This window comes from Amycolatopsis sp. NPDC049159 (assembly GCF_040648295.1).
Classification (GTDB): domain Bacteria; phylum Actinomycetota; class Actinomycetes; order Mycobacteriales; family Pseudonocardiaceae; genus Amycolatopsis; species Amycolatopsis pretoriensis_A.
Genome location: NZ_JBEZDL010000004.1, coordinates 94,196 through 116,005 on the forward strand (window position 1 = coordinate 94,196; position 21,810 = coordinate 116,005).

The window sequence follows — 21,810 nt, forward strand, 5'->3', positions numbered from 1 at the left end:
TCACCTTTCTGGGGATACCGGAGCGGTCGCTCGGCTCCGGCGGCGCAACGCCGTCCGGGCCGAAGTCACGACGTTGGGGAGCAGGACCGACACGATGAGGAGCACGCCGGTCACGATGTTGAGGGCCTCGTTGGACACGTCCTGCAGGCGCAGCGCGTTCTGCAGGGACGCCAGCAGGACCACCCCGGCGAGCACGCCGGGCAGCGTGCCCTTGCCGCCGAAGATGGACACGCCGCCGAGGAGCACGGCGGCCACGACGGCGAGTTCGAGGCCGAAGCCGTTGTCGGCGCGGGCGCTGGAGTAGCGCAGGGTCCACAGCACCCCGGCGAGCCCGGCGACCGCGCCGCTCACGACGTACAGCCAGAACTTGAGCCGCCCGGTGCGGATGCCGGCGAACCGGGCCGCCTGCTCGCCGGCGCCGGCCGCGAAGACACCGCGGCCGACCGGGGTCGCGTGCAGCACGACGCCGAAGACCAGCGCCACCACGACCAGCGGGATCAGGACGTTCGGGACCGGGCCGTCGCCGATGGTCCCGGTGACCCAGCTCGTGTAGTCCCGCGGGAAGTCGGCGACCGCGCCGTCGCCGAGCACCACGAACGCCAGGCCGCGGTAGAGCGCCAGGGTGCCGATGGTGACGGCGAGCGAAGGCAGTTTCAGCACGGTGACGAAGAAGCCGTTCAGCGCGCCGAGGACCGCGCCGAGCACGATGCACAGCGGGATGATGGTCTCGATCGACAGCCCCGCGTCCCACAGCGAGCCCATCACCGCGGACGTCAGCCCGAGCGTGCTCGCCACCGACAGGTCGATCTCGCCGGTGACGATGATGAACGTCATCGGCAGCGCGACCAGCGCGATCGGGAGCAGGTCGAGCAGCAGGAAGGTGAAGTTGCGGCTGGTGCCGAAGTTCTCGACGGCGCCGGAGGCCACGATCAGGACGATCACCGTCACGAGCACGACGGCGGCGTCCCAGCTGAGCAGCCTGCCGAGCCGGTTCCCCTGGTCAGACATGGGAATCCCTCTTCTTCAGTGCCTTCGCGACCCGCACCGCGACGAGCCGGTCGGCGCCGATCGCGAGCAGGATCAGCGCGCCGACGATCGCCTGCTGCCAGAACTGGTTGATGTCGAGCACGGCGAGCGCGCTGCCGATGACGGTCAGCAGGAGCGCGCCGAGGCCGGCGCCCCAGACCGAGCCGCTGCCGCCGAACACCGCGACCCCGCCGACGACGGCCGCGGCGACGACGTTCAGCTCGTAGCCGGTGCCGGCGGCCGCGTCCACGGTGCCGAAGCGAGCCGCGAACAGGACACCGGCGAGCCCGGCGAGGGCGCCGCTGACGAGGAACGCGGCGATGGTGTTGCGGCCGACCCGGATGCCGGCCAGCTGCGCGGCCTGCGGGCTCGAGCCCATCGCGTACAGCTGGCGCCCGGCCGGGTAGCCGCGCAGCACGATCCCGGCGAGCACCAGCACCAGCAGCGCGATCAGGACCAGCCACGGCACGCCGAGCACCGACGCCGTGCCGAAGTCCAAAAAGGACGCCGGGAGCTTGTCCGCGTTGATCTGCCGGCCGCCGGCCCAGAAGTAGCTGACGCCGCGGTAGGCGTAGAGCGTGCCCAGCGTGACGACCAGCGCGGGCACCTGGCCGAACCGCACGAGCGCGCCGTTGAGCAGCCCGCACACCGCGCCGACGGCGAGGCCGACCAGCACGGCGACGAGCACCGGCAGGCCCGGGTGGTCCTTCATCAGCGTGCCGACCGCGAACGCCGACAGGCCGAGCACCGAGCCGACCGACAGGTCGATGTTGCGGGTGATCATCACGACCGCCTGGCCGACGGCCAGCACGGCCAGGATCGCGGTGCCCAGCAGGATGTCGCGGATGCTCTGCCCGGACAGGAACCGGGAGTTCTGCGTCGCGGTGAACGCCACGAGGACGATCAGGGCGAGGACGATGCCGGATTCGCGCGCCTTGAAGACGTTCGCGGTCCACGATCGTCCGGAGTGGACGGCCGGGTCCCTGGTCACCGGTGCCTCCTTGGTCGCGGTCATGCGGCGGCTCCCTGGCCCATCGCGGCGAACATGACGGCGTCCTCGGTCGCGTCGGCGCGCGGGAGCTCGGCCACGATCCGGCCTTCCCGCATCACGAGGACGCGGTCGGCCATGCCGAGCACCTCGGGCAGTTCCGAGGAGACCATGACGATGGCGACGCCTTCGGCGGCCAGCGCCGACATCAGCCGGTGCACCTCGGCCTTCGTGCCGACGTCGATGCCGCGGGTCGGCTCGTCCACGATCAGCACCTTCGGCGCCATCGCGAGCCACTTGGCGAGGACGACCTTCTGCTGGTTGCCGCCCGAGAGCGTCCCGACGGGGTCGCCGAGGCGGCGGTACTTGGTGCGCAGGCGCTCGGTCCAGCGGCGGGCTTCCTGACGCTCGCTCGCGCCGGTCAGGAAACCGAGCTTCGAAAGCGCGCGGGAGCGCGGCAGCGTCACGTTCCGCTCGATCGACAGGTCCATGATCAGGCCCTGCTGGCGGCGGTCTTCGGGGACGAGCGCCATTCCGGCGCCCATCGCGACCCGCGACGAGTGCGGTTTGAGCTTCTTGCCGCTCACCTTCACCACGCCCGCGTCGCGCTCGTCGACGCCGAAGACGGCCTGGACGACCTCGGAGCGCCCTGAGCCGACGAGCCCGGCGAACGCCACGATCTCGCCCGCCCGCACGGAGAAGGAGATGTCGCGGAAGACGCCGTCGCGGGCCAGGCCCTCGACTTCGAGCACGACCGCGCCGGGTTCGACGTCCTGCTTGGGGAACAGCGCGTCGAGGTCGCGCCCGACCATCCGCTTCACCATCTCGTCGACGGTGACGTCGTCGAGCGGGTCGGTGGAGACGTGCTTGCCGTCGCGCATGATCGTGACGCGCTGGCAGAGCTCGGTGATCTCCTCGAAGCGGTGGGAGATGAACATGATGGCCGCGCCTTCCTGGCGCAGCGTGCGGGCGACGGTGAAGAGCCGCTCGACTTCGATCTGGGTCAGCGCGGCGGTCGGTTCGTCCATGACCAGCACGCGGGCGTCGGCGCTGAGCGCCTTGGCGATCTCGACGATCTGCTGGTCGGCGATGGAGAGGCCGCGCGCGGGGCGGGCCGGGTCGATCCGGACGCCGAGGCGGGAGAAGAGGCGCTCGGCCTCGGCGCGGATCGCGGCCCGGTCGATCCGGCCGAAGCCGGCGCGGGGGTGGCGGCCCATCACGATGTTTTCCGCGACCGAAAGGTCGGGGAAGAGCGTCGGTTCCTGGTAGATCACCGCGATGCCGGCGGCCTTGGCGTCGGCCGGCGAGCCGAACTCCACCGGACGGCCGTCCATGAGCAACGTGCCGTCGTCGGGCTTGTGCACCCCGGCGAGCATCTTGACGATCGTGGACTTGCCGGCGCCGTTCTCCCCCACCAGCGCGTGGGCTTCGCCGGCGTACAGGCCGAAGCTCACGCCGGCGACCGCCGCGACGGCGCCGAACGACTTGGTCACGCCGCGCACCTCCAGCAGAGGGGCTGCGCCCGGGTCCTGCCGCGTCATCGCGACCTCCGGATTGAAAGGTTTCACAAACCTGGCGCGGTGACGCTACTATGCGACGGAGAAGCAAGTCAATGAATCGGCCGAACCGTGGCCGAACGTCTTCGTCCGCCGATAGTTCGTGGCGATATTACGTTTCAATGAGGGGGTCCCATGACGGTCCAGGAGTCCGGTGCCGAGCCGAGAGCCGCGGGCATCAAGGACGTCGCCGCGGCGGCCGGCGTCTCCCTCGGCACGGTGTCGAACGTGCTCAACCGGCCCGACCGCGTCAGCCCCGCGACCCGCGCGAAGGTCGAGGCCGCGATGGCCGAACTCCGCTTCGTGCGCAACGAATCCGCGCGGCAGCTGCGCGCCGGGCGCAGCCGCGTGCTGGCCTACGTCATGCTCGACGGCAGCAACCCGTTCTTCACCGACGTCGCCGCCGGCATGGAAGACGCCGCCGACGCGGGCGACCTCTCGCTGTTCCTCTGCAACAGCGCGCACCAGCCGTCCCGGGAGGCGGCCTACCTCGGGCGCCTGGAACAGCAGCGCGTGCAAGGCATCCTCATCACGCCGGTCGACCCGGACGCCCCGCTGCTGCACGAGATCGCGCACCGCGGCACGCCGGTGGTTGTCGTCGACCGCACGCCCGGCGGCACCACGCACTGCTCGGTCGCGGTCGACGACGTCTACGGCGGCGAGATCGCCGTGCGGCACCTGATCGAGCAGGGGCACGAGCGGATCGCGTTCATCGGCAACCACACGACGGTGGGCCAGGTCCGCGACCGGCGGCTCGGGGCGCTGAAGGCGCTGGACGCCGCGGGCCTCGCTCCGGACCACCTGGTCGACCTGACGACGGCGGCGCTGACCGTGGCCGACGGCCGCGGCGCCGGCGAACGGCTGGCGGGCCTGCCCGCCGCGGTCCGCCCGACCGCCGCGTTCTGCGCCAACGATCTGGTCGCGCTCGGGCTCCTGCAGACCTGCGCGAACCTGCGCATGGGCGTCCCGGACGACCTGGCGATCGTGGGCTACGACGACATCGAGTTCGCCGCGGCGGCCGCCGTCCCGCTCACGTCGGTGCGCCAGCCCCGCCGCCGGCTGGGCCGGACGGCCGCGGAGCTGCTGCTGGCGGAGACCAGCGAGCCGAACCACGAGCACCGGCAGGTGGTGTTCACGCCGGAGCTGGTGGTGCGCGCTTCGACGCTGCGCTGAGCCGCGGGCCCGGGGTGGGCCCGGCGGGCTTGCCGCGGGGGCGCAGCCCGGCGTTCCCGGCCATCGCGTGTAACCCGCGGGGCCCCACGCCTGATTCACAGGGGGAGAAGCATGATCGGGCGGACCACGCCCCGCGGCTTACGGAGGTCGTCATGGCCGGCGACGAGCGGCGGCTTTCGCGGCGCGGGTTCCTCGCCGCGGGCGGAGCCGCGCTGCTGGGCGCCGTCGTCGCGGGGTCGGCCGGGCTCGCCGCGCCCGGCCCGGATTCCGGGCTGCTGACCGATTTCTGGCTGTTCGGGCGGTACGCCGACGGCTGCACCGACGCCGGGTTCGACGAGGCCGGCCTCGATCCCGTGCAGCTCCCCCACTGCGTGGCGCCGCTGTCCTGGACCGGCTGGGACCCGGCGTCGTGGCAGGACCGGTGGATCTACCGCAAGCACTTCACGGCGACCACGGCCGGACGGTACCGGGCGCGCTTCGACGGCGTTATGACGAACGCGGCGGTCTACCTCAACGGCACGCTCGTCGCCTCCCACGAGGGCGGCTACCTCCCGTTCGAGGTCGAGCTGCCCGGGGTCGCCGAAGGCGACAACACCCTCGCCGTGGTCGTCGACGGGCGGTGGGCGCTGGACGTCCCGCCCAACCTGCCCGGGGCGAGCCCGGCGGTGCTCGACTTCTACCAGCCGGCCGGGATCTACCGCCCGGCCACGATCGGCACCGTGCCGCGCACCCGGATCACCGACGTCTTCGCGTGCCCGGTCGACGTGCTCTCCCTCGGCCGGTCGCTGCACGTGCGGTGCGAGCTCGAAAGGGCTGTGCCCGCCCAGGTGACCGCTTCGGTGCGGCAGGCGGGCCGGGAGCTGGCGCGCGGGTCCGCGTCGATGCCGGCGGGCGGGACGGCGGTCGAGCTCGACGTCCGCGGGCTCGACGGCGTCCGGCTGTGGGACGTCGCGGATCCGGCGCGGCCGACGAGCGGCGCGCTGGCCAGCACGACCGGCGCCCGGTACGCCGGCGGCGACGTCGAAATCCTGGCGTACAACGACTACACCGCGCGCCGCGGAGCACCGTTCCGGCTGCGCCCGCCGCGGCCGGGGGTGCCCTACCTGGTGACGGAGGCGATCGGGACGCTCGCCGGCGTCCGCGCCTACCGCCGCACCGACCCGCCCGCGACCCGCCAGCTGCAGGCGGAACTGCACGCGAAGGCCCACGACCTGGCCGCCGCGGACGACCGCTACTGCGGGTTGCTGGCGTGGTGCGCGTTCGACTACCCGTCGGGCTGGCAGCGCTCGGTCGGCGGCTCGAAGTTCGCGGGGGTGGCCGACATCTTCCGGATCGCGAAGCCCGCGGCGGCGTTCTACGCGTCGCAGGGGCCGCCGGACGTGCGGGCGGTCGCCGAGCCCGGGTTCGACTGGGACTTCACCGCCCAGCCGGCCGGGCCGGGCCGCGGTGCGACGATCTGGTCGAACTGCGACCGCCTGGCGGTGTTCCTCGACGACCGTCCGGTGGGCGACGCGCGCAGCCGCCGGGCGGACTTCCCGCACCTGCCGCACCCGCCGTTCGCGGTGGACCTGGTGGTCCCGCGCGGGCAGCGGCCGCAGCTGCGCATCGACGGGTACGCCGGCGGGCGGCTGGTGGTCAGCCGCCGGTTCAGCGGAGACCGGAGCCGGGACGTGCTCGGCTGCACGCCGGACGACCCGTCGTTGCGCGCGGACGGCGGCGACGCGACCCGCGTGGTGATCGCGGCGACCGACCGGTTCGGGACGGTCCGCGCGGGGACGACCGGGGCGGTTTCGGTGGCGCTGGCGGGTCCGGGCGAGCTGATCGGGGACGCGAAGCTCGACTTCGGTGCGACGGGCGGCGCGGCGGCGGTGTGGGTCCGGCCGTTCGCGGGCCCGCCGGGGACGCTGGTGCTGACCGCGCGGCACGACACGCTGGGCACCGCGACGGCGACGATCACGACGACCGCGACCGGCAAGACGGCCGGGACCGGCTCATGACGACCGGCCGCCCGCAGCCCTCGGTGCGCCGGCGAAACCGCGGCAGCGGCTCCGCCGGAGTCGCCTCACCCCTCGCCGGTGAGCAGCCCCGCCAGCACCGCCGCCTGGCTGATCGAGGGCGAGCCGCTCGCCGTCAGCAGCGTCAGCGGGCCCGCCGCGGCCAGTTCCCGCAGCCGCCCCAGCGCCTCCGCGCAGTCCGGCTCGAGCAGCTCCGCGCGGTACCGCTCGGCGAACTCCGCGAACCGCTCCGGATCGTGGCCGTACCAGGTGCGCAGGTCGTCGGACGGGGCCAGGCCGCGGTACCAGCCGTCCAGGACCACCGCCGTGCGTGTGGTGCCGCGGGGCCACAGGCGCTCCACGAGCACGCGCGTGCCGTCGGCGGGCCCGGCCGGGTCGGTCAGGCGCGCCACCCGGACGACCGTCGGCTGCATGCGCGCATTCTGCGGTGCGCCCGCGTGCGCCGCCACCGGAACGGGGCGGTGACCTGGTGCGCAACCGCGTGACGCCGACCGGCGACGTCGTCGACGTCCCCCTGCGGGGTGCGTGGACCGGCAACCGGGGCGTCCTGCACGACGGCCACGAGATCGTCCGCTTCCACGCCGGCGACCTGTGGATCACCTGCGCGCTCGAGTTCCGCGGCCGGTGGCGGGAGCAGTGGCTGCCGAACCGGTACACGCACCTGTTCTTCCCCGACGAGGCCGTCTCCTTCGCCGCCGGGCACCGGCCGTGCGCGGAGTGCCGCCGCCGGGCCTACACCGCCTACCGCGACGCGTGGCCGGGCCCGGCCACGCCGTCGGCCGCCGGGATGAACCGGCGGCTGCACGCCGAACGCCTGGTCCGCGGCACCCACCTCCGGCGGCGGCACGAACTGCCGTGGGCCGGGCTGCCCGACGGCGTCTTCGTGCTCCGCGGCCGGCACCCGGAACTCGTCGTGGGCGGGCAGCTGACGGAGTGGACGACCGCGGGTTACGGCACCAGGCGGAAGCTGCCCCGGGCAGGGACCGTCCCCGTGCTCACCCCGCCGGCCACCGTCGCCGTGCTGCGGGCCGGGTACCCGGTGCAGATCGACGACTCCGCCCGCTGAACGCGCGAAGGGCCACCCCGGCGACCGTGGAGGGGTCGCCGGGGTGGCCCTACCCCCAGCTCCCGCCGCGGGGGAACAACAGCCGAACCCGCCGTTCCACCGGCGGTTCGAGCCGGTGCGTGGACATCGTCGCCGGTGGTGTCCCGCAGCCCGGCCAGGATCGCGGACCGGACGTGCAAAAAGCTTGCAGTACGCTTGCACGCCTTGCCCCGGCCGGGTGAACGGAGGTGACCGGGTGGAGTTCCGCGTCCTCGGCGCCGTCGAGGCCACGGCGGACGGCGCCCCGGTCGACCTCGGCTCCCGCAAGCAGCGGCTCGTGCTCGCCGTGCTGCTCCTCGACGCCGGCCGCCCGGTGTCGCGCGACCGGCTCGTCGACCTGCTCTGGCCCGCCGATCCCCCGGCGAGCGCCCGCGGCACCGTCCAGGCGCTGGTCTCCCGGATCCGCGCGGTCTTCCGCGCCGCGGGCGGCCCCGAACTGGTCACCGAAGGCCACGGGTACGTCCTGCGCGCCGCCCCGGACGCGGTCGACGTCCACCGCTTCACCGCGCTGGTCCGGCGGGCCCGCGCGGCCGGCGACGAGACCGCCGTCGCGCTGCTCGGCGACGCGCTCGCGCTGTGGCGGGGCGACGCGCTCGCCGGCGCCGCCGACCCCGATGTCGCCGAGCGGCTGCTGGCCGGGCTGAACGAGGCCCGGTGGAGCGCGCTCGAGGACCGGATCGACGCGCAGCTGCGGCTGGGGCGGGGCCGCGCCGTCCTGGCCGAACTCACCGAGCTCGTCGCCGCGCACCCGCTGCGGCAGCGGTTCGTCGGCCAGCTGATGCTCGCCCTGCACCGCGAGGGCCGCACCGACGCCGCACTCGCCGCTTTCCGCGGCCTGCGGGCCCGGCTCGCCGCCGAGCTGGGCCTCGACCCGGTCCCGGAGCTGACCCGCCTGGAAGCCGCGATCCTGGCCGGCGACCCCGCCCTCGACGTCGCGCCCGAGCCGCCACCGGAGCCGGTGCGCCCGGCCCAGCTCCCCCACGACGTCCGCGGCTTCACCGGCCGCGCCGCCGACCTGGCCCGGCTCGACGAGCCCGCCGGCGGCCCCGGGCCCGACATCCGGCTGGTCACCGGCACCGCGGGCGTCGGCAAGACCGCGCTCGCCGTCCGGTGGGCGCACCGCGTGCGCGACCGGTTCCCCGACGGCCAGCTCTACCTCGACCTGCGGGGGTTCGACCCCGACCACGAGCCGCTCACACCCGCCGTCGCGGCCGCGCAGCTGCTGCGCGCGCTGGGCACCGACCCGCGCGCGATCCCGCCCGACCCGGACGGGCGGACGGCGCTGTGGCGCTCGCTGCTGGCCGACCGGCGGGTACTGGTCCTGCTCGACAACGCCCGCGACAGCGCGCAGGTGACGCCGCTGCTGCCGCCGTCGGGCACCGTGCTGATCACCAGCCGCCAGCGCCTCGGCGACCTGATCGCCCGCACCGGCGCCCGCGCGGTGCCGCTGTCCGTGCTGCCGCCGGACGACGCCCGGCAGCTGCTGGAGACGGTGCTCGGCCCGGCCGCCGTCGCCGCCGAGCCCGCCGCCGCGGCCGAGCTGGCCCGGCTCTGCGGGCACCTCCCGCTGGCGCTGCGGCTGGCCGCGGCGAACCTCGGCGCCGGCGAGGCGTCCGGGATCGCGGAGCTGGCCCGTGAGCTGGCCGGCGGTGATCCGCTGGCCGGGCTGAGCGTCGACGGCGCCGAGGAAAGCGCGGTGACGACGGCGTTCTCGGTGTCCTACCGGGCGCTGCCCGCCGAGCACCGCCTGCTGTTCCGGCGGCTCGCGCTGGTGCCGGGGCAGACGTTCACCGCGCCGGTCGCGGCCGAGCTCGCCGGCGTCACCGAAAGCCACGCGGCCCGGCTGCTCAAGGCCCTCGCCGCGGCCCACCTCGTCGAACGGCACCTGCCCGGCCGCTACCGCTTCCACGACCTGCTGCGCAGCTACGCGGCGGGCCGGTCCGCCTCCGACGACCCGGCCGCGGATCAGGAGGCGGCGCGGCGCCGGCTGTTCGACCACTACCTCGCGGCGGCCGACGCCGCGGGCCGCGTGCTGATCCCGCACTTCCTCCGCCTCCCCCGGCCCGAACCTGCGCCCGTCTTCGACGGCACGGAAGCCGCCCTCGACTGGCTGGACACGGAGTGGCCGAACCTCGCCGCGGCCGTCGAGCACCCCGAGGCCCGCGAGTACGCGTGGCACCTCGCCGACGCGCTCCGGGCGTTCTTCCACCACCGCGGCCACCACACGGAGTGGATCGACACGGCCACGACCGCGCTGACCGCCGCCGAAGCCGCGGGCGCGCGCCGGGCCCAGGCGGCGATGCGGCTGTCGATCGCGCTCGCCGGCGTCAACAGCGGCCGCTACGCCGAAGCCCGCGCGCACCTGACGACGGTCCTGCACGACGGCCTGGCGGCGGACTGGCCCGCCGGCCGCGCGGCGGTCCTCAACAACCTGAGCGCGGTCCACCAGCGCCTCGGCGACCCGCACGAGGCGATCGCGTGCGGCCTGGAGTCGTTGCGGCTGTGCGAAGAGCTCGCGATCCCGGGCGTCACGATGGCGCTGGCGAACGTCGGTTTCGCCTGCGGCCAGGTCGGCGACCTGGACGCAGCTTTGACGCACTTCGGCCGCGCGCTGGAGATCGCCGAGCGCGACGGGGCGAAGTTCAGCGTGGCGGTGGTCCTGGTCGACCTCGGGCACGTGCACCGCGACCTCGGCGACCCGGCGGCGGCGTCGTTCTACGAGCGGGCGCTGACGGCGAACCGCGAGCTGGGCTACCAGTACGGCGAGGCGGCGGCGCTGTCCGGCCGCGCGGTGCTGGAGTCCCGCGCCGGCGACGCCACCCGGGCTCTGTCCGACGCGGCGGACGCGGTGGAGCTGACCCGGCGGATCGGCGACCGGGGTACGGAGGCCTCGGCGCTGGCGGCGTGGGGCGAGACGTGCTTGCGCCTCGGCGACCCGTCGGACGCCGCCACCCACTTCGCGGCGGCGTTGGAGATCGCGCGGGAGACGAGCTTCACGTGGTGCGAAGCGGCGGCGCTGACCGGACTGGCCGAAGCGGCGCTCGCTCTGGGCGACGCGGAGCTGGCCCGCACGCACGGCGAAGCGGCGGCGAAGCTGGCCGCGCAGTCCGGCTACCGCCCGTTGGAGACGCGGGCCGCGGAGACCCTCGGGCACCTCGCCCGCTGAGGCTTGCGAGTTCGCGCGTCCCGGCCGAGACTGCCGGGATGGATCAGCCGTTCTCCGGGACCACCGCCGCTCTCGTCGATCGGGCGCGGCAGCACGCGCTCGGTGATCTGCTCCGCCGGACCGCTTTGCGCGTGCCCGGCAAGCTCGCCGTGGTCGATGGCGAACGGCGGTTCACCTTCGCCGAGTTCGAGGCCGCCGCCAACCGGTGTGCGCATGCACTCGCCGCGCGCGGGCTGCGCAAGGGTGACCGGCTCGCGCTGCTGAGTCACAACTGCTGGCAGTACGCCGCGCTCGCGTTCGCCACCGCCAAGCTCGGGGTGCTGCTCGTGCCGGTCAACTTCATGCTCGGGGCCGACGAGATCGCCTACCTCCTCCGCCACGCCGAGGTCGCCGCGTTCGTCGCCGAGGGCGCCCTCGAACCGACCGCGCGAAAGGCGCTCGAGCTGGCCGGCAGCGGCGAAGTGGTCCGAGGCCGGATCGGCGCGGCCGGCGAGTGGGAGGACGTCGGCGCGTGGCTGTCCGAAGGGGACTCGGCTCCGCCGGACGTCTTCGTCGCCGACGACGATCCGCTGCGGATCATGTACACCTCCGGCACCGAGTCGCGGCCGAAGGGCGTTCTCCTGTCGTCCCGGTCCCTGATCGCGCAGTACGTCTCCTGCGTGGTCGACGGCGGCATGAGCGCCGACGACGTCGAGGTGCACTCCCTGCCGCTCTACCACTGCGCGCAGCTGGACTGCTTCTTCTCCGTCGACGTCTACCTCGGTGCCACCAGCGTGATCCTGCCCGGGCCGGACCCGGCCGCGCTGCTCGCCGCCGTCGAACGGGAACGCGCGACCAAGCTCTTCGCGCCGCCGACGGTGTGGATCTCCTTGCTGCGCCACGAAAACTTCGACCGCACCGACCTCTCCAGCCTGCGGAAGGGGTACTACGGCGCGTCCGCCATGCCGGTCGAAGTGCTGCGCGAGCTGCGCCGCCGGCTGCCGGACGTCGACCTGTGGAACTTCTACGGCCAGACCGAAATGGCGCCGCTGGCGACGATCCTGCGCCCGCACGAGCAGCTCGAGCGGGCCGGGTCGGCCGGGCGGCCGTCGCTCAACGTCGAGACCCGGATCGTCGACGACGAGGACGAGCCGGTCGCGTCCGGCGTGGTCGGCGAAATCGTGCACCGCAGCCCGCACGCCACGCTCGGCTATTACCGCGACGAGGACAAAACGGCCGAAACGTTCCGCGGTGGCTGGTTCCACTCCGGCGACCTCGGCGTCGTCGACGAGGACGGCTACCTGTCCGTCGTGGACCGCAAGAAGGACATGATCAAGACCGGGGGCGAGAACGTCGCGAGCCGCGAAGTCGAGGAGGCGCTGTACCTCCTCGACGGCGTCGCCGAAGCCGCGGTGTTCGGGATCGCCCATCCACACTGGATCGAGGCGGTCACCGCCGTCGTCGTACCGCGCGAAGGCGTCACCCTCACCGCTGCGCAAGTGCTCGACCACGCGAAGTCACATCTCGCCGGTTACAAATGTCCCAAGTACGTCGTATTCACGGAGCGGCTTCCCAAGAATCCGAGCGGTAAGATCGTCAAACGAGAATTGCGGGAACAGCACAAGGGACTCGCCACGAACGACTGACCACCGATTTGTCCTTGCCCGGCACGGAAAACGACGGATACCGCCGACCGCGGACCGGCGTTTTCCGGAGAACGCGGGACACCCGTCCCGCCAGGGCCGACCGGCCCGTGAAGAATCCGCGGAAAGCCGTGGCGCGCGCTGTCCGTCGGGTCTAGGAATAAGGCCGTTCGCCGTTCTCCGTTCCGAAGGGATTCGCTCGTGTCCGTTTTCATCGCCGTCCTCCTCGCCCTGGCCGCCGGGCTGCTCGTCGGCAGCCGGGTCCACAGTGCCCGCGAGGCCCGCGCCAACTACTCCGCCTACCGGGCCCGGACCGCCAAGGGCTTCGGGGAGATGATCCGGTCGGCGGTCTCCGCCGTCGTCGCGGTGGCCGGCGCGCTCGTGCTGCTCTTCATCCTGCTGAACGTGCTCCAGCAGGCCTGAACCCGGAACCCGACTCATGGCGGGTTGTTGCCGCCCCCACCGCGGGGGACCCTTTTCCGTGGCCCCGACGGACGGGGCCGCGAAAGGACTCCCCCATGAGATCGAGGGTGCTTTCTGCTGCGCTCGGTGCGGCCGTAGGCCTGCTGGGCACAGTCGCCGTCGCCGCGCCGGCCGAGGCCGCGGCGGTCTGCGGTGACCAGGTCGTCGGCAACGGCGGGTTCGAAAGCGGCACCACGCCGTGGACCCAGACCAGCGGGGTCATCTCCGCCGCCACCACGGCGGAACCGTCGCACGGCGGCACGATGGACGCCTGGCTCGACGGCTACGGCAGTACGCACACCGACACCCTGTCCCAGTCGCTGACGCTGCCCGCGGGCTGCGCGTCGGCGGCCCTTTCGTGGTGGGCGCACGTCGACACCAAGGAGACGACGACCACCACCGCCTACGACAAGCTCGTCGTCCAGGTCGGCACCGACACCCTCGCGAGCTACTCGAACCTCGACAAGAACACCGGGTACGTCCAGCGCACCATCGACGTGTCGCGCTACCTGGGCCAGACGGTGACGCTCAAGGTCACCGGCACCGAGGACTCGAGCCTCGCCACCAACTTCCTCCTCGACGACTTCTCGCTGACCACCACCGGTTCGCAGAACCCGCAGTCCCCGGTCGTCACCTCGCCCGGCGCCCAGACCGGCGCCGTCGGCCAGGCCGCGTCCCTGCAGGTCCAGGCCAGTGACCCGCAGGGCGACGCGCTCACCTGGACCGCGACCGGCCTGCCCGCCGGCCTGACGATCGGCGCGAGCACCGGGAAGATCACCGGCACGCCGACGGCGGCCGGGACGTCGTCGGTGACGGTCACCGCCAAGGACCCCGCCGGCAACAGCGGCAGCGCCACCTTCGCATGGACGATCACCGCGGCACCCGCGGACTCGACGCGCACCCCGATCAACCCCGCCTACACGGTGAACCTCACGTCGAACACCGCGGGCGACACCTGGAACGGCCACCAGAGCGTCAGCTTCACCAACGGCTCCGCGACCGCGCTGCCCGAGGTCTACCTGCGGCTCTGGGACAACTACCACGGCACCTGCCCGACCACGCCGATCACGGTCACGAACGTCACCGGCGGCACGCCCTCCGCGCTGAGCGTGGACTGCACGGCCATGAAGATCACGCTGCCGGCACCGCTCGCGCAGGGCCAGTCGGCGACCATCGGGTTCGACCTGAAGATCGTCGTGCCCAGCGGCGCCGACCGGTTCGGCCACGACGGCGCGTACAACATGATCGGCAACGCGCTGCCGGTGCTCGCGGTCCGCGACGGCGCGGGCTGGCACCTCGACCCCTACACCAACAACGGCGAGTCGTTCTACACCGTGATCAGCGACTTCGACGTCACACTGGTGCACCCGACGGCGCTGCTGACCCCGGCCACCGGGACGTCGACCGAGACGACCAGCGGCAGCACGACCACCACCCGCGCCGTCGCGAACAAGGTGCGCGACTTCGCCTGGGGCGCCGGGCCGTTCGCCAAGATCAGCACGACGTCCGGCAAGGGCGTGCGGGTGAACGTCTACTCGGTCAGCGGGATCTCCACCAGCAGTGCCAACCAGATGCTGAGCCTGGCCGCCGACTCCATCGACGTCCACTCGGGCCGCTTCGGCGACTACCCGTACGGCGAGGTGGACGTGGTGCTGGACAACAACTTCTGGTTCGGCGGCATGGAGTACCCGGGCTTCGTGCTGGACCTCGTGTCGACCACGGCGCTCCCGCACGAGCTGGCGCACCAGTGGTTCTACGGGATCGTCGGCGACGACGAGTACAACTCCCCGTGGCTGGACGAGAGCTTCACCGACTACGCCACCGACCTCTACCGCGGGGTCACGGGCAGCGGCTGCGGCATCACGTGGCAGTCGAGCGCGGAGAAGCTGACCAACTCGATGGCCTACTGGGACGCGCATTCGTCGCGGTACTCCACGGTCGTCTACAACTACGGCAAGTGCACGCTGCACGACCTGCGGCGGCTGATCGGCGACACGGCGATGGCGAACCTGCTGAAGTCCTACGCCCAGTCGCACTGGTACGGCGTGTCGACCACCGCGGAGTTCAAGGCGGCGGCGCAGGCGGCGGCCGGGTCGACCGACCTGACGTCGTTCTGGGCGTCGCACCGCGTGGAGGGCTGAGCGAAATTCGGTTCCGTTCCCCGTCCACGTCCGCCACCCTGGGGACATGGACGGGGAACGGCTTTTCTGCGACGTCGCGCTGGCGGCCCGGATCGAACGCGCCGAGGTGCGGCTGGTCGTCGAAAGCAGCGATGCGGCACGAGCCCGCCGGGGCGACGACGTCGGCTTCGCGCGGCCGTTCGCCGGCGGGGTCGCGAGCTTCGCGGAGGCGGACTCGCCGTACAACAAGGTCGCCGGGGTCGGCTTCGACGGCCCGCCCGACGGGCTGGAGGAGATCGAAGCGGCCTACGCCGAGCAGGGCGCGCCGGTGCAGATCGAAGTGTCACAGCTGGCGGACGCGTCCTTCGGCGGGCACCTGACCGACCGGGGCTACCGGCTGGAGAACTACGAGAACGTGCTCGGCCGCCGGGTCGCCGACGCCGGCTTCCCCGACTTCGTCCGGCGCTCCGGGGACGACGAGCTGGAGACGTGGCTGGCCGCCATCGCCGACGCGTCCGTCGTGGCCGACACCGAAGGCCTGGCCTCGCACGAGGAGTTCTCGCGCGAGACCATCGTAGACGCGCTGCGCGACATGCCGGGGATGCTGCGGTTCACGGCGGAACGCGAGGGCGAATTCGCCGGCGGCGCCGGGCTTCGCGTCGCCGACGGGATCGCGCAGCTGGGCGCCGCGGCGACGCTGCCCGCCCACCGCCGCCGCGGCGTGCAGACGGCGCTGGTGCGCGCCCGGCTCGCGACCGCCGCCGCCTTGGGGTGCGACCTCGCCGTGGTCACCACGCAGCCGGGGTCGAAGTCGCAGCAGAACGTGCAGCGGCTGGGGTTCGAGCTGCTCTACGCGCGGGCGATCCTGGTGAAGGGCGCCTCGGCGGCGAGCTCCTCGGGCGCCGAAAGCCGCCAGGCCTCGTAGAGCAATTCAGCCAGCTCGTCGGCGCCGATCCCGTCGAGGTACACGACCACCCAGCCGAACCCGCCCGCGGTGAACTGGACCTCGAACACGTCGGGGCGCTCCGCCACGAGCGCCAGCTGCTCGGAGATCTCCTGCTTGAGGCCGACGGTCCGGGTCCGCGGCCAGAAGTAGCCGAACCGCTTGCCGCGCACGCTGAACGACGAGTAGTCGCGCGCTTCGGAGCGCTGGACCTCCGCCAGCCCGCCGAGCAGCCGTTCGAGCTTCTGGACCGTGACCGCCACCTGTCGTTCCCCCTGTCTCCGGCGCCTACGTTAGCGCGCCGGTACGGTGCGGGACATGAGCATCCGCGAAGCCGTTCTCGACGACGGCCGCGTGGTGGTGGTCAAGCGCGGGCACGCCCCCGGCGCGGCCGCCGCCGAGGCCGCCGGGTTGCGCTGGCTGGCCGCGGCGGACGCGGTCGCGGTGCCGGTGGTGCACAGCCACGACGACGAACAGCTGGTGCTCGACCGCGTCCCGGCCGGACGCCCGAGCGCGGCGGCGGCCGAGCGGTTCGGGCGCGGGCTCGCGCGGCTCCACGCGGCCGGGGCGCCGGCGTTCGGCTCCGCTCCCCCGGGCGGGCCCGCCGACGCCTGGATCGGCCTGGCCCCGATGGCGAACGTCCCCGAGGAGGACTGGGCGTCGTGGTACGCCGCGCACCGGGTGCTGCCCTACGTCCGCCGCGCGGTCGACGCCGGGACGTTCGGCCCGGCCGAAGCCGCGGTCTTCGAGCGCGCCTGCGCCCGGTTCCCGGCGCTCGACGAACCGCCGTCCCGGCTGCACGGCGACCTGTGGAACGGCAACGTCGTGTGGGACGGCGAAGACGGGTGGCTGATCGACCCGGCCGCGCACGGCGGGCACCGCGAGACGGACCTGGCGATGCTGCAGCTGTTCGGCTGCCCGCACCTCGACCGCGTCCTCGCCGCCTACCAGGAGGAAGCCCCGCTGGCCGGCGGCTGGACGGAGCGGATCGGGCTGCACCAGCTGTTCCCGCTGCTGGTGCACACCGTCCTGTTCGGACGGTCCTACGCCGGGCAGGCGCTGGCGGCGGCGCGCTCGCTGCGTTAGCAGTGCTGCAGCATCGACTCCAGCGCCGTCTTTTCCGGCACGGTGATCGTCAGGCCGTAGTTGCGCTTCACGACGATCCAGTCCGTGGCGTAGGTGCACCAGTACGAGACGAGCGGCGGCTTCCACTGGTCGGGCGCCTTGTCGCTCTTCTGCTCGTTGAGGTTGTCGGTGACCGCGTGCAGCTGCGGGCGGACCAGGTCGTTCGCGAACTGCTCGCGGCGCTCCTGGGTCCACGACTTGGCGCCGCTGACCCACGCCTGCCCCAGCGGCACCATGTGGTCGATGTCCACATCGGACGCCTTGTGCCAGGTCTGGCCGTCGTAGGCGCTCACCCAGGTGCCGGACTTGGCGGCGCAGTCGGAGTTCGTGGTGACGTCCTTGCCGTCGCGCTTGAGGACCTGCTCGCGGGTGTCGCAGGCGCCCTCGACCTTGTCCCAGTGCGGGAACTTCTCGCGGCTGTAGCCGTCCATGGTCCCGCGCACGGCGACCTTCAGCTGTCCCAGCTCGGCCCGCGCTTCGGCGGGCGCGACCGGCGCCGCGGCGGCGGTTCCGGTCGGCTGGGCCCCGGAGGCCAGGTCGTCGGGCACCTTGCAGCCGGTGACGGCGGCACCGGTGAGGACGGCCAGCAGGACGAGCGCTTGGGTGCGCGGCATCGTGAACCCCTTTCACGTCTACCGGGAGGTGCCCAGCCGACGTCGCGGGGAAACGGTGCAGATGGCCCAGTTGGCGCGATCTTTACGAGCCGTGGAAGACCTGCGCGACGAACACGGCGGCGATGACGCCCGTGGTGACGAGCAGCGTCAGCACGGCCAAGAGACCCCAGGGCACCTGCCGGATCGGCCGTGGCCGCGGGAAGACCGCCGAACCCGGCCGCCGGGGCGGCGGGACGGCCGGCTCGCCGGGCGCCTCGGCGGCCGGCGGGGGTTCGGCGGGGATCGGCACGACCGCGGGCAGCTCCGGCAGCCGGGAGCGGTCCGGCAGGCGCACCGGGAACCCGTCGGCGACCAGCGCGGACCGCGGCGGGGCCAGGTGGGCGAGGGAAAGCGCGTAGCAGGCGTCGAGGACGTCGTCGGCCGACCAGACGGTCCGCCAGCGGTTGTGCTGGACGATGATCCGGCGCAGGCTCCGCGGGTCGGCCAGGACGACGGCGACCCCGGGGACGGTGGCGGGCTCGTCCCAGTGCGCACCCGGGTCGGGCAGGCCGGGGACGACCGCGACCAGGCCGGTCACGTACCGGCCGCCTTCGTGCCCGGCGAGCGCTCCCTGCGCCGCCGCCACCGCCGCGCCCGCCCGCTCCCCCGATCCCGGGTCCGGGCCGGGCTCGTGCGCCGCGATCACCACCACGCCGGTGCGGGTGAAGACGAGAGCGTCGACGAACTTGGGGCCCGGCAACGCGATGCCCGCCAGCGCCAGGCCCGTCAGGTGGTCCGGTCCCCGCCCCCAGGAACGCAGCAACTCCACGACGTGCTCCGCCGCGGGCGGCAGAGCACGTTCGGTACCGGTGCGCTGGAGGGCCACGAGCAACGCCGGTCACTCCTCCCACGAAATAGGGCACTACGACGGTAAAAGCCCGACCGCCGCCGCCCCAGCAGCCGAACGAGTGATCGAACACCACCGTGCGTGACCGAGGGCATGCTGGACGCACCCGACGAAGGAGAACGCCATGGGCGCACCCCCACCCGCCTACCAGGGCGCCGCACTCGAGGTCGACCGGTCGTTCTACCGGCGGCTCGCCGCCGGGCCCGGCCGGGTGCGGGTCGACGCCTTCGAAATCCCGATCCGCTCCGGCCGCGCGTGGCGGGTGCCGAAGGGCCACCTCTGCCGGCTCAGCACCGTCGAGGGCCCGCAGGTCGGGGACCTCAACCTGTGGCACGCCGACGACCCCCGCGAACGGTTCTGGGCGGCCCGCACCCGCCAGCTCCAGCGCGCGCACGTCAGCACGTTCGACCGGCTGTGGTCGACGCTGCCGTTCCTGCGCCCGCTGGCCACGATCACCGCCGACACCCTCGAGCACCACGGCGTGGACGGCGACGGCGGCCGCGTGCACGACCTGCTCGGCACCCGCTGCGACCCGTACGTCAACCGGCTGCTCACCGGCGAGGACTTCGACTTCCACTGCCACTCGAACCTGGTCCGCGCGGTCGCGCCGTTCGGGCTCACCGAGTTCGACGTGCACGACGTCCTGAACGTCTTCCAGTGCACCGGGCTCACCGAAGACGACCGCTACTTCATGAAGGCGTGCCCGGCCCGCCCGGGCGACCACTTCGAGTTCTTCGCGGAGGCCGACCTGCTGTGCGCGCTGTCGACGTGCCCGGGCGGCGACCTGTCCGTCCCGCTGTGGGGCCCGGACGCCCGCGACCCGATCGACGTCTGCCACCCGATCGGCGTCGAGGTGTTCGCACCGCGCGCCGACCTGTTGGAAGGCTGGTCCCCACCGGCGCGCGCGGCCTACCGCGGGCTGCACGGCGTCCGGCTGCCGGAGTGGGCCCCGCCCGATCGGACGGGTCGGCGCGGCGAACCCGCGGGGTAGCCTGGCCGGAAGTCGACGGCGTTCCGACTCCGAGAGCCTCACCATCGCGAAGTTCCACGCTCGTCGCTCTTGCCGAAGCCTCCTCGAGCGGGAACGGCTTGATCGGTTCGCCGACCTGCACGGGGCGTCCCGCTCCCGAACGGGCTTGGTGCGAGCCGACGCTCTTTGCGTTGTGGCGCAAGCGATCCGGCGTACCCGGAAACCGTCCGGCCGGGGCGGGCGGGCACCGGCCCGGTCGGAAAGGTTCACCTGGCGGCCGGTCCGTGTGATGATGGCAGGCCGGGTACACCGATCGGGTCGCTCGAGGAGTGCGCGTGGACCTGCGGACCGAGATCGCGCAGTCGTGGCGGCGGGCGGAGCTCTCCGGGCTCTCGCCGGCATCCGCCATCGACCGGCTCGACGTCGCCGACGTCGACAGCCGCAGCCGGTTGCTGCGGGCCGCTTCGCCCGTGCTCGACGAGCTGGCCCGGCAGCTGGCCGGCACGCGGTTCTGCGTCGTGCTCGCCGACGACGAGTGCCGCATCGTCGCGCGGCGGTTCACCGAGCGGTCGGTCGAGCTGGCGCTGGAGAACATCAGCGCGGTGCCCGGCTGCCAGTTCATCGAGGAGCGGACCGGGACGAACTCCCTCGCCACGCCGTTCGAGACCCGCCGCGGTGTCTCCGTCGACGGTGACGAGCACTTCCTCGAAGCCATGAAGCAGTTCACCTGCTACGGCCACCCGCTGGTGCACCCTTCGACGCGGCGGCTGGCCGGCGTCCTCGACATCACCGGGCCGGCCGGCGACGCGAACCCGCTGCTCGGGCCGTTCCTGCGGCGCGCGGTCGCCGACATCGAACGGCGGCTGCTCGACGGCGCGAAGCTCGCCGAGCAGCAGTTGCTGGCCGCGTTCCAGTCGGTGCAGCACCGGGCCTGCGCGGTGCTGGCGCTCGGCCAGGACGTCGTGCTGGCCAACACGGCGGCGACCGAGCTGGTCGACACCGCCGACCACCGGCTGCTGCAGGACCTCGGGCGCACCCAGCGGGGGCTCCGGCGCATCCGGCTGACCTCCGGCACGCCGGTGGAGGTGCGCGTCGAAGCCGTGTCGGCGAACGCCGGGCTGCTGTTCGAGCTGGCGCCGGTGCGCCCGGCGAGCCCGGTGGTGTCGCGCCCGCGCGCCGCGCGCGGGCTCTTCCCGGCGCCGATCGAAGACCGCCTCCACCGCGCCGGCCACGCCCGGCGGCGGGTGCTCGTCTGCGGCGAGCCCGGCGCGGGCCGCAGCACGGCCGCCCGGGTGATCGCCGGGGACGAGCCGGTGCGCGAGTTCGACGCGTCCGACGTCGTCGCGGGCGAAGCCGGCTGGTGCGCCCGCGTGGAGGCGGCGGCGAGCTCCCGCGGCCTGCTGGTGATCGACGGGATCCAGCTGCTGCCCCCGCTCGCGGCCGTCCGCCTGGCCCGCCTGCTGGACGAGTCACCGGCGTGGTTCGCCCTGCTCAGCGGCCCGCCGTCGGAGCTGCACGGCGAGCAGGCAACCCTGGCGGCACGCGTCCACCGCCGGATCGAGCTGCCCCCGCTGCGCGAGCGCCGCGACGAGATCCCGGCGATTGCCCGCGAGCTGCTACGCGGCTTCGGCGCTTCGCTGCGCCTGACACCGGGCGCGCTGGAGCTGCTGGCGTCCCAGCACTGGCCGGGCAACCTGCGCGAGCTGGAGGGCGTCCTGGCGGCGGCGGCCGACCGCCGCTCGGCCGGTGACCTGACGGCGGCCGACCTGGCCCTGGACTGCACGGAGACGGGCGGGGCCCTGACCGGCTGGGAGCAGGCCGAGTACGACGTCATCGTCCGCACGCTGCGAGCCTGCGACGGCAACAAGGTGCGGGCGGCGAAGCAGCTGGGCATCAGCCGCTCGACGCTCTACAACCGCATGCGCGCGCTGCGGGTCCGCTGACCCCGGGCGCGGACGGAAGGTGTCCGGGATTCGGACACTCCACGGCCGCGGCGGCTGCTCACAATCGACGGGCGAGGACGCACGCCGCACGTCAAG

At 73.6% G+C, this 21,810-nt stretch carries 18 protein-coding genes; 11 read left to right on the top strand and 7 right to left on the bottom strand.

The window, feature by feature from the left end; genetic code table 11:
• The 3 genes from AB0B33_RS09390 to AB0B33_RS09400 are packed head-to-tail and all read right to left on the bottom strand — an operon-like array spanning position 1 to position 3,555.
• Positions 1 to 1,008, bottom strand: coding sequence for an ABC transporter permease (locus tag AB0B33_RS09390; RefSeq protein WP_360768837.1), 1,008 nt, complete (start codon positions 1,006 to 1,008; stop codon positions 1 to 3).
• Positions 1,001 to 2,041, bottom strand: a complete 1,041-nt coding sequence (locus AB0B33_RS09395; RefSeq protein WP_360768840.1) for an ABC transporter permease — start codon at positions 2,039 to 2,041, stop codon at positions 1,001 to 1,003. Before AB0B33_RS09395 ends, AB0B33_RS09390 begins: the two co-directional genes overlap by 8 nt.
• Positions 2,038 to 3,555 (bottom strand): sugar ABC transporter ATP-binding protein, encoded by a 1,518-nt coding sequence (locus tag AB0B33_RS09400; RefSeq protein ID WP_360768843.1) that lies wholly within the window; start codon positions 3,553 to 3,555, stop codon positions 2,038 to 2,040. The genes AB0B33_RS09395 and AB0B33_RS09400 overlap by 4 nt, the downstream gene beginning before the upstream one ends.
• Positions 3,556 to 3,705: 150 nt before the next feature.
• Here AB0B33_RS09400 and AB0B33_RS09405 point away from each other — a divergent pair, with 150 nt between their 5' ends.
• Together AB0B33_RS09405 and AB0B33_RS09410 are read left to right on the top strand one after the other, a co-directional pair.
• A complete protein-coding gene (locus AB0B33_RS09405; protein ID WP_360768846.1) occupies positions 3,706 to 4,743 on the top strand; it encodes a LacI family DNA-binding transcriptional regulator in 1,038 nt (345 codons plus the stop codon).
• 152 nt (positions 4,744 to 4,895) lie between these two features.
• Positions 4,896 to 6,740 (top strand): sugar-binding domain-containing protein, encoded by a 1,845-nt coding sequence (locus tag AB0B33_RS09410; RefSeq protein WP_360768849.1) that lies wholly within the window; start codon positions 4,896 to 4,898, stop codon positions 6,738 to 6,740.
• A gap of 65 nt (positions 6,741 to 6,805) precedes the next feature.
• Here AB0B33_RS09410 and AB0B33_RS09415 read toward each other — a convergent pair whose 3' ends face one another.
• A complete protein-coding gene (locus AB0B33_RS09415) occupies positions 6,806 to 7,171 on the bottom strand; it encodes a DUF488 family protein (RefSeq protein ID WP_360768852.1) in 366 nt (121 codons plus the stop codon).
• A 56-nt stretch (positions 7,172 to 7,227) separates the two neighbouring features.
• On the opposite strand from AB0B33_RS09415, the gene AB0B33_RS09420 reads away from it, so the two are divergent.
• From AB0B33_RS09420 to AB0B33_RS09445, 6 genes are all read left to right on the top strand, one after another.
• A complete protein-coding gene (locus AB0B33_RS09420) occupies positions 7,228 to 7,824 on the top strand; it encodes a hypothetical protein (RefSeq protein WP_360768855.1) in 597 nt (198 codons plus the stop codon).
• 235 nt (positions 7,825 to 8,059) lie between these two features.
• Entirely contained in the window at positions 8,060 to 11,029 is a 2,970-nt protein-coding gene (locus AB0B33_RS09425; RefSeq protein WP_360768857.1) for a BTAD domain-containing putative transcriptional regulator, read from the top strand.
• A 38-nt stretch (positions 11,030 to 11,067) separates the two neighbouring features.
• The gene (locus AB0B33_RS09430) at positions 11,068 to 12,654 is read left to right on the top strand and encodes an acyl-CoA synthetase (protein ID WP_360768860.1); all 1,587 of its coding nucleotides are present in this window, start codon (positions 11,068 to 11,070) and stop codon (positions 12,652 to 12,654) included.
• 198 nt (positions 12,655 to 12,852) lie between these two features.
• Entirely contained in the window at positions 12,853 to 13,074 is a 222-nt protein-coding gene (locus AB0B33_RS09435; protein WP_360768863.1) for a hypothetical protein, read from the top strand.
• Between the two features lie 107 nt (positions 13,075 to 13,181).
• A complete protein-coding gene (locus AB0B33_RS09440) occupies positions 13,182 to 15,254 on the top strand; it encodes a putative Ig domain-containing protein (protein ID WP_360769495.1) in 2,073 nt (690 codons plus the stop codon).
• Between the two features lie 46 nt (positions 15,255 to 15,300).
• Positions 15,301 to 16,158 (top strand): GNAT family N-acetyltransferase, encoded by an 858-nt coding sequence (locus tag AB0B33_RS09445; protein WP_360768866.1) that lies wholly within the window; start codon positions 15,301 to 15,303, stop codon positions 16,156 to 16,158.
• On the opposite strand, the gene AB0B33_RS09450 is transcribed toward AB0B33_RS09445, so the two are convergent.
• Positions 16,083 to 16,439, bottom strand: a complete 357-nt coding sequence (locus AB0B33_RS09450) for an MmcQ/YjbR family DNA-binding protein (protein ID WP_360768869.1) — start codon at positions 16,437 to 16,439, stop codon at positions 16,083 to 16,085. The genes AB0B33_RS09445 and AB0B33_RS09450 overlap by 76 nt on opposite strands.
• Positions 16,440 to 16,494: 55 nt before the next feature.
• On the opposite strand from AB0B33_RS09450, the gene AB0B33_RS09455 reads away from it, so the two are divergent.
• Entirely contained in the window at positions 16,495 to 17,262 is a 768-nt protein-coding gene (locus tag AB0B33_RS09455; RefSeq protein ID WP_360768871.1) for a fructosamine kinase family protein, read from the top strand.
• Here the strand turns inward: AB0B33_RS09455 and AB0B33_RS09460 are convergent.
• Together AB0B33_RS09460 and AB0B33_RS09465 are read right to left on the bottom strand one after the other, a co-directional pair.
• The gene (locus tag AB0B33_RS09460; RefSeq protein ID WP_247023506.1) at positions 17,259 to 17,915 is read right to left on the bottom strand and encodes an HNH endonuclease family protein; all 657 of its coding nucleotides are present in this window, start codon (positions 17,913 to 17,915) and stop codon (positions 17,259 to 17,261) included. The two genes, AB0B33_RS09455 and AB0B33_RS09460, sit on opposite strands and share 4 nt — an antisense overlap.
• 82 nt (positions 17,916 to 17,997) lie before the next feature.
• Entirely contained in the window at positions 17,998 to 18,780 is a 783-nt protein-coding gene (locus tag AB0B33_RS09465) for a hypothetical protein (protein WP_360769498.1), read from the bottom strand.
• A 145-nt stretch (positions 18,781 to 18,925) separates the two neighbouring features.
• Here AB0B33_RS09465 and AB0B33_RS09470 point away from each other — a divergent pair, with 145 nt between their 5' ends.
• Positions 18,926 to 19,792 (top strand): urea carboxylase-associated family protein, encoded by an 867-nt coding sequence (locus AB0B33_RS09470; protein ID WP_360768873.1) that lies wholly within the window; start codon positions 18,926 to 18,928, stop codon positions 19,790 to 19,792.
• Between the two features lie 314 nt (positions 19,793 to 20,106).
• Positions 20,107 to 21,714 (top strand): helix-turn-helix domain-containing protein, encoded by a 1,608-nt coding sequence (locus AB0B33_RS09475; RefSeq protein WP_360768876.1) that lies wholly within the window; start codon positions 20,107 to 20,109, stop codon positions 21,712 to 21,714.
• The last annotated feature ends 96 nt before the right edge of the window (positions 21,715 to 21,810 follow it).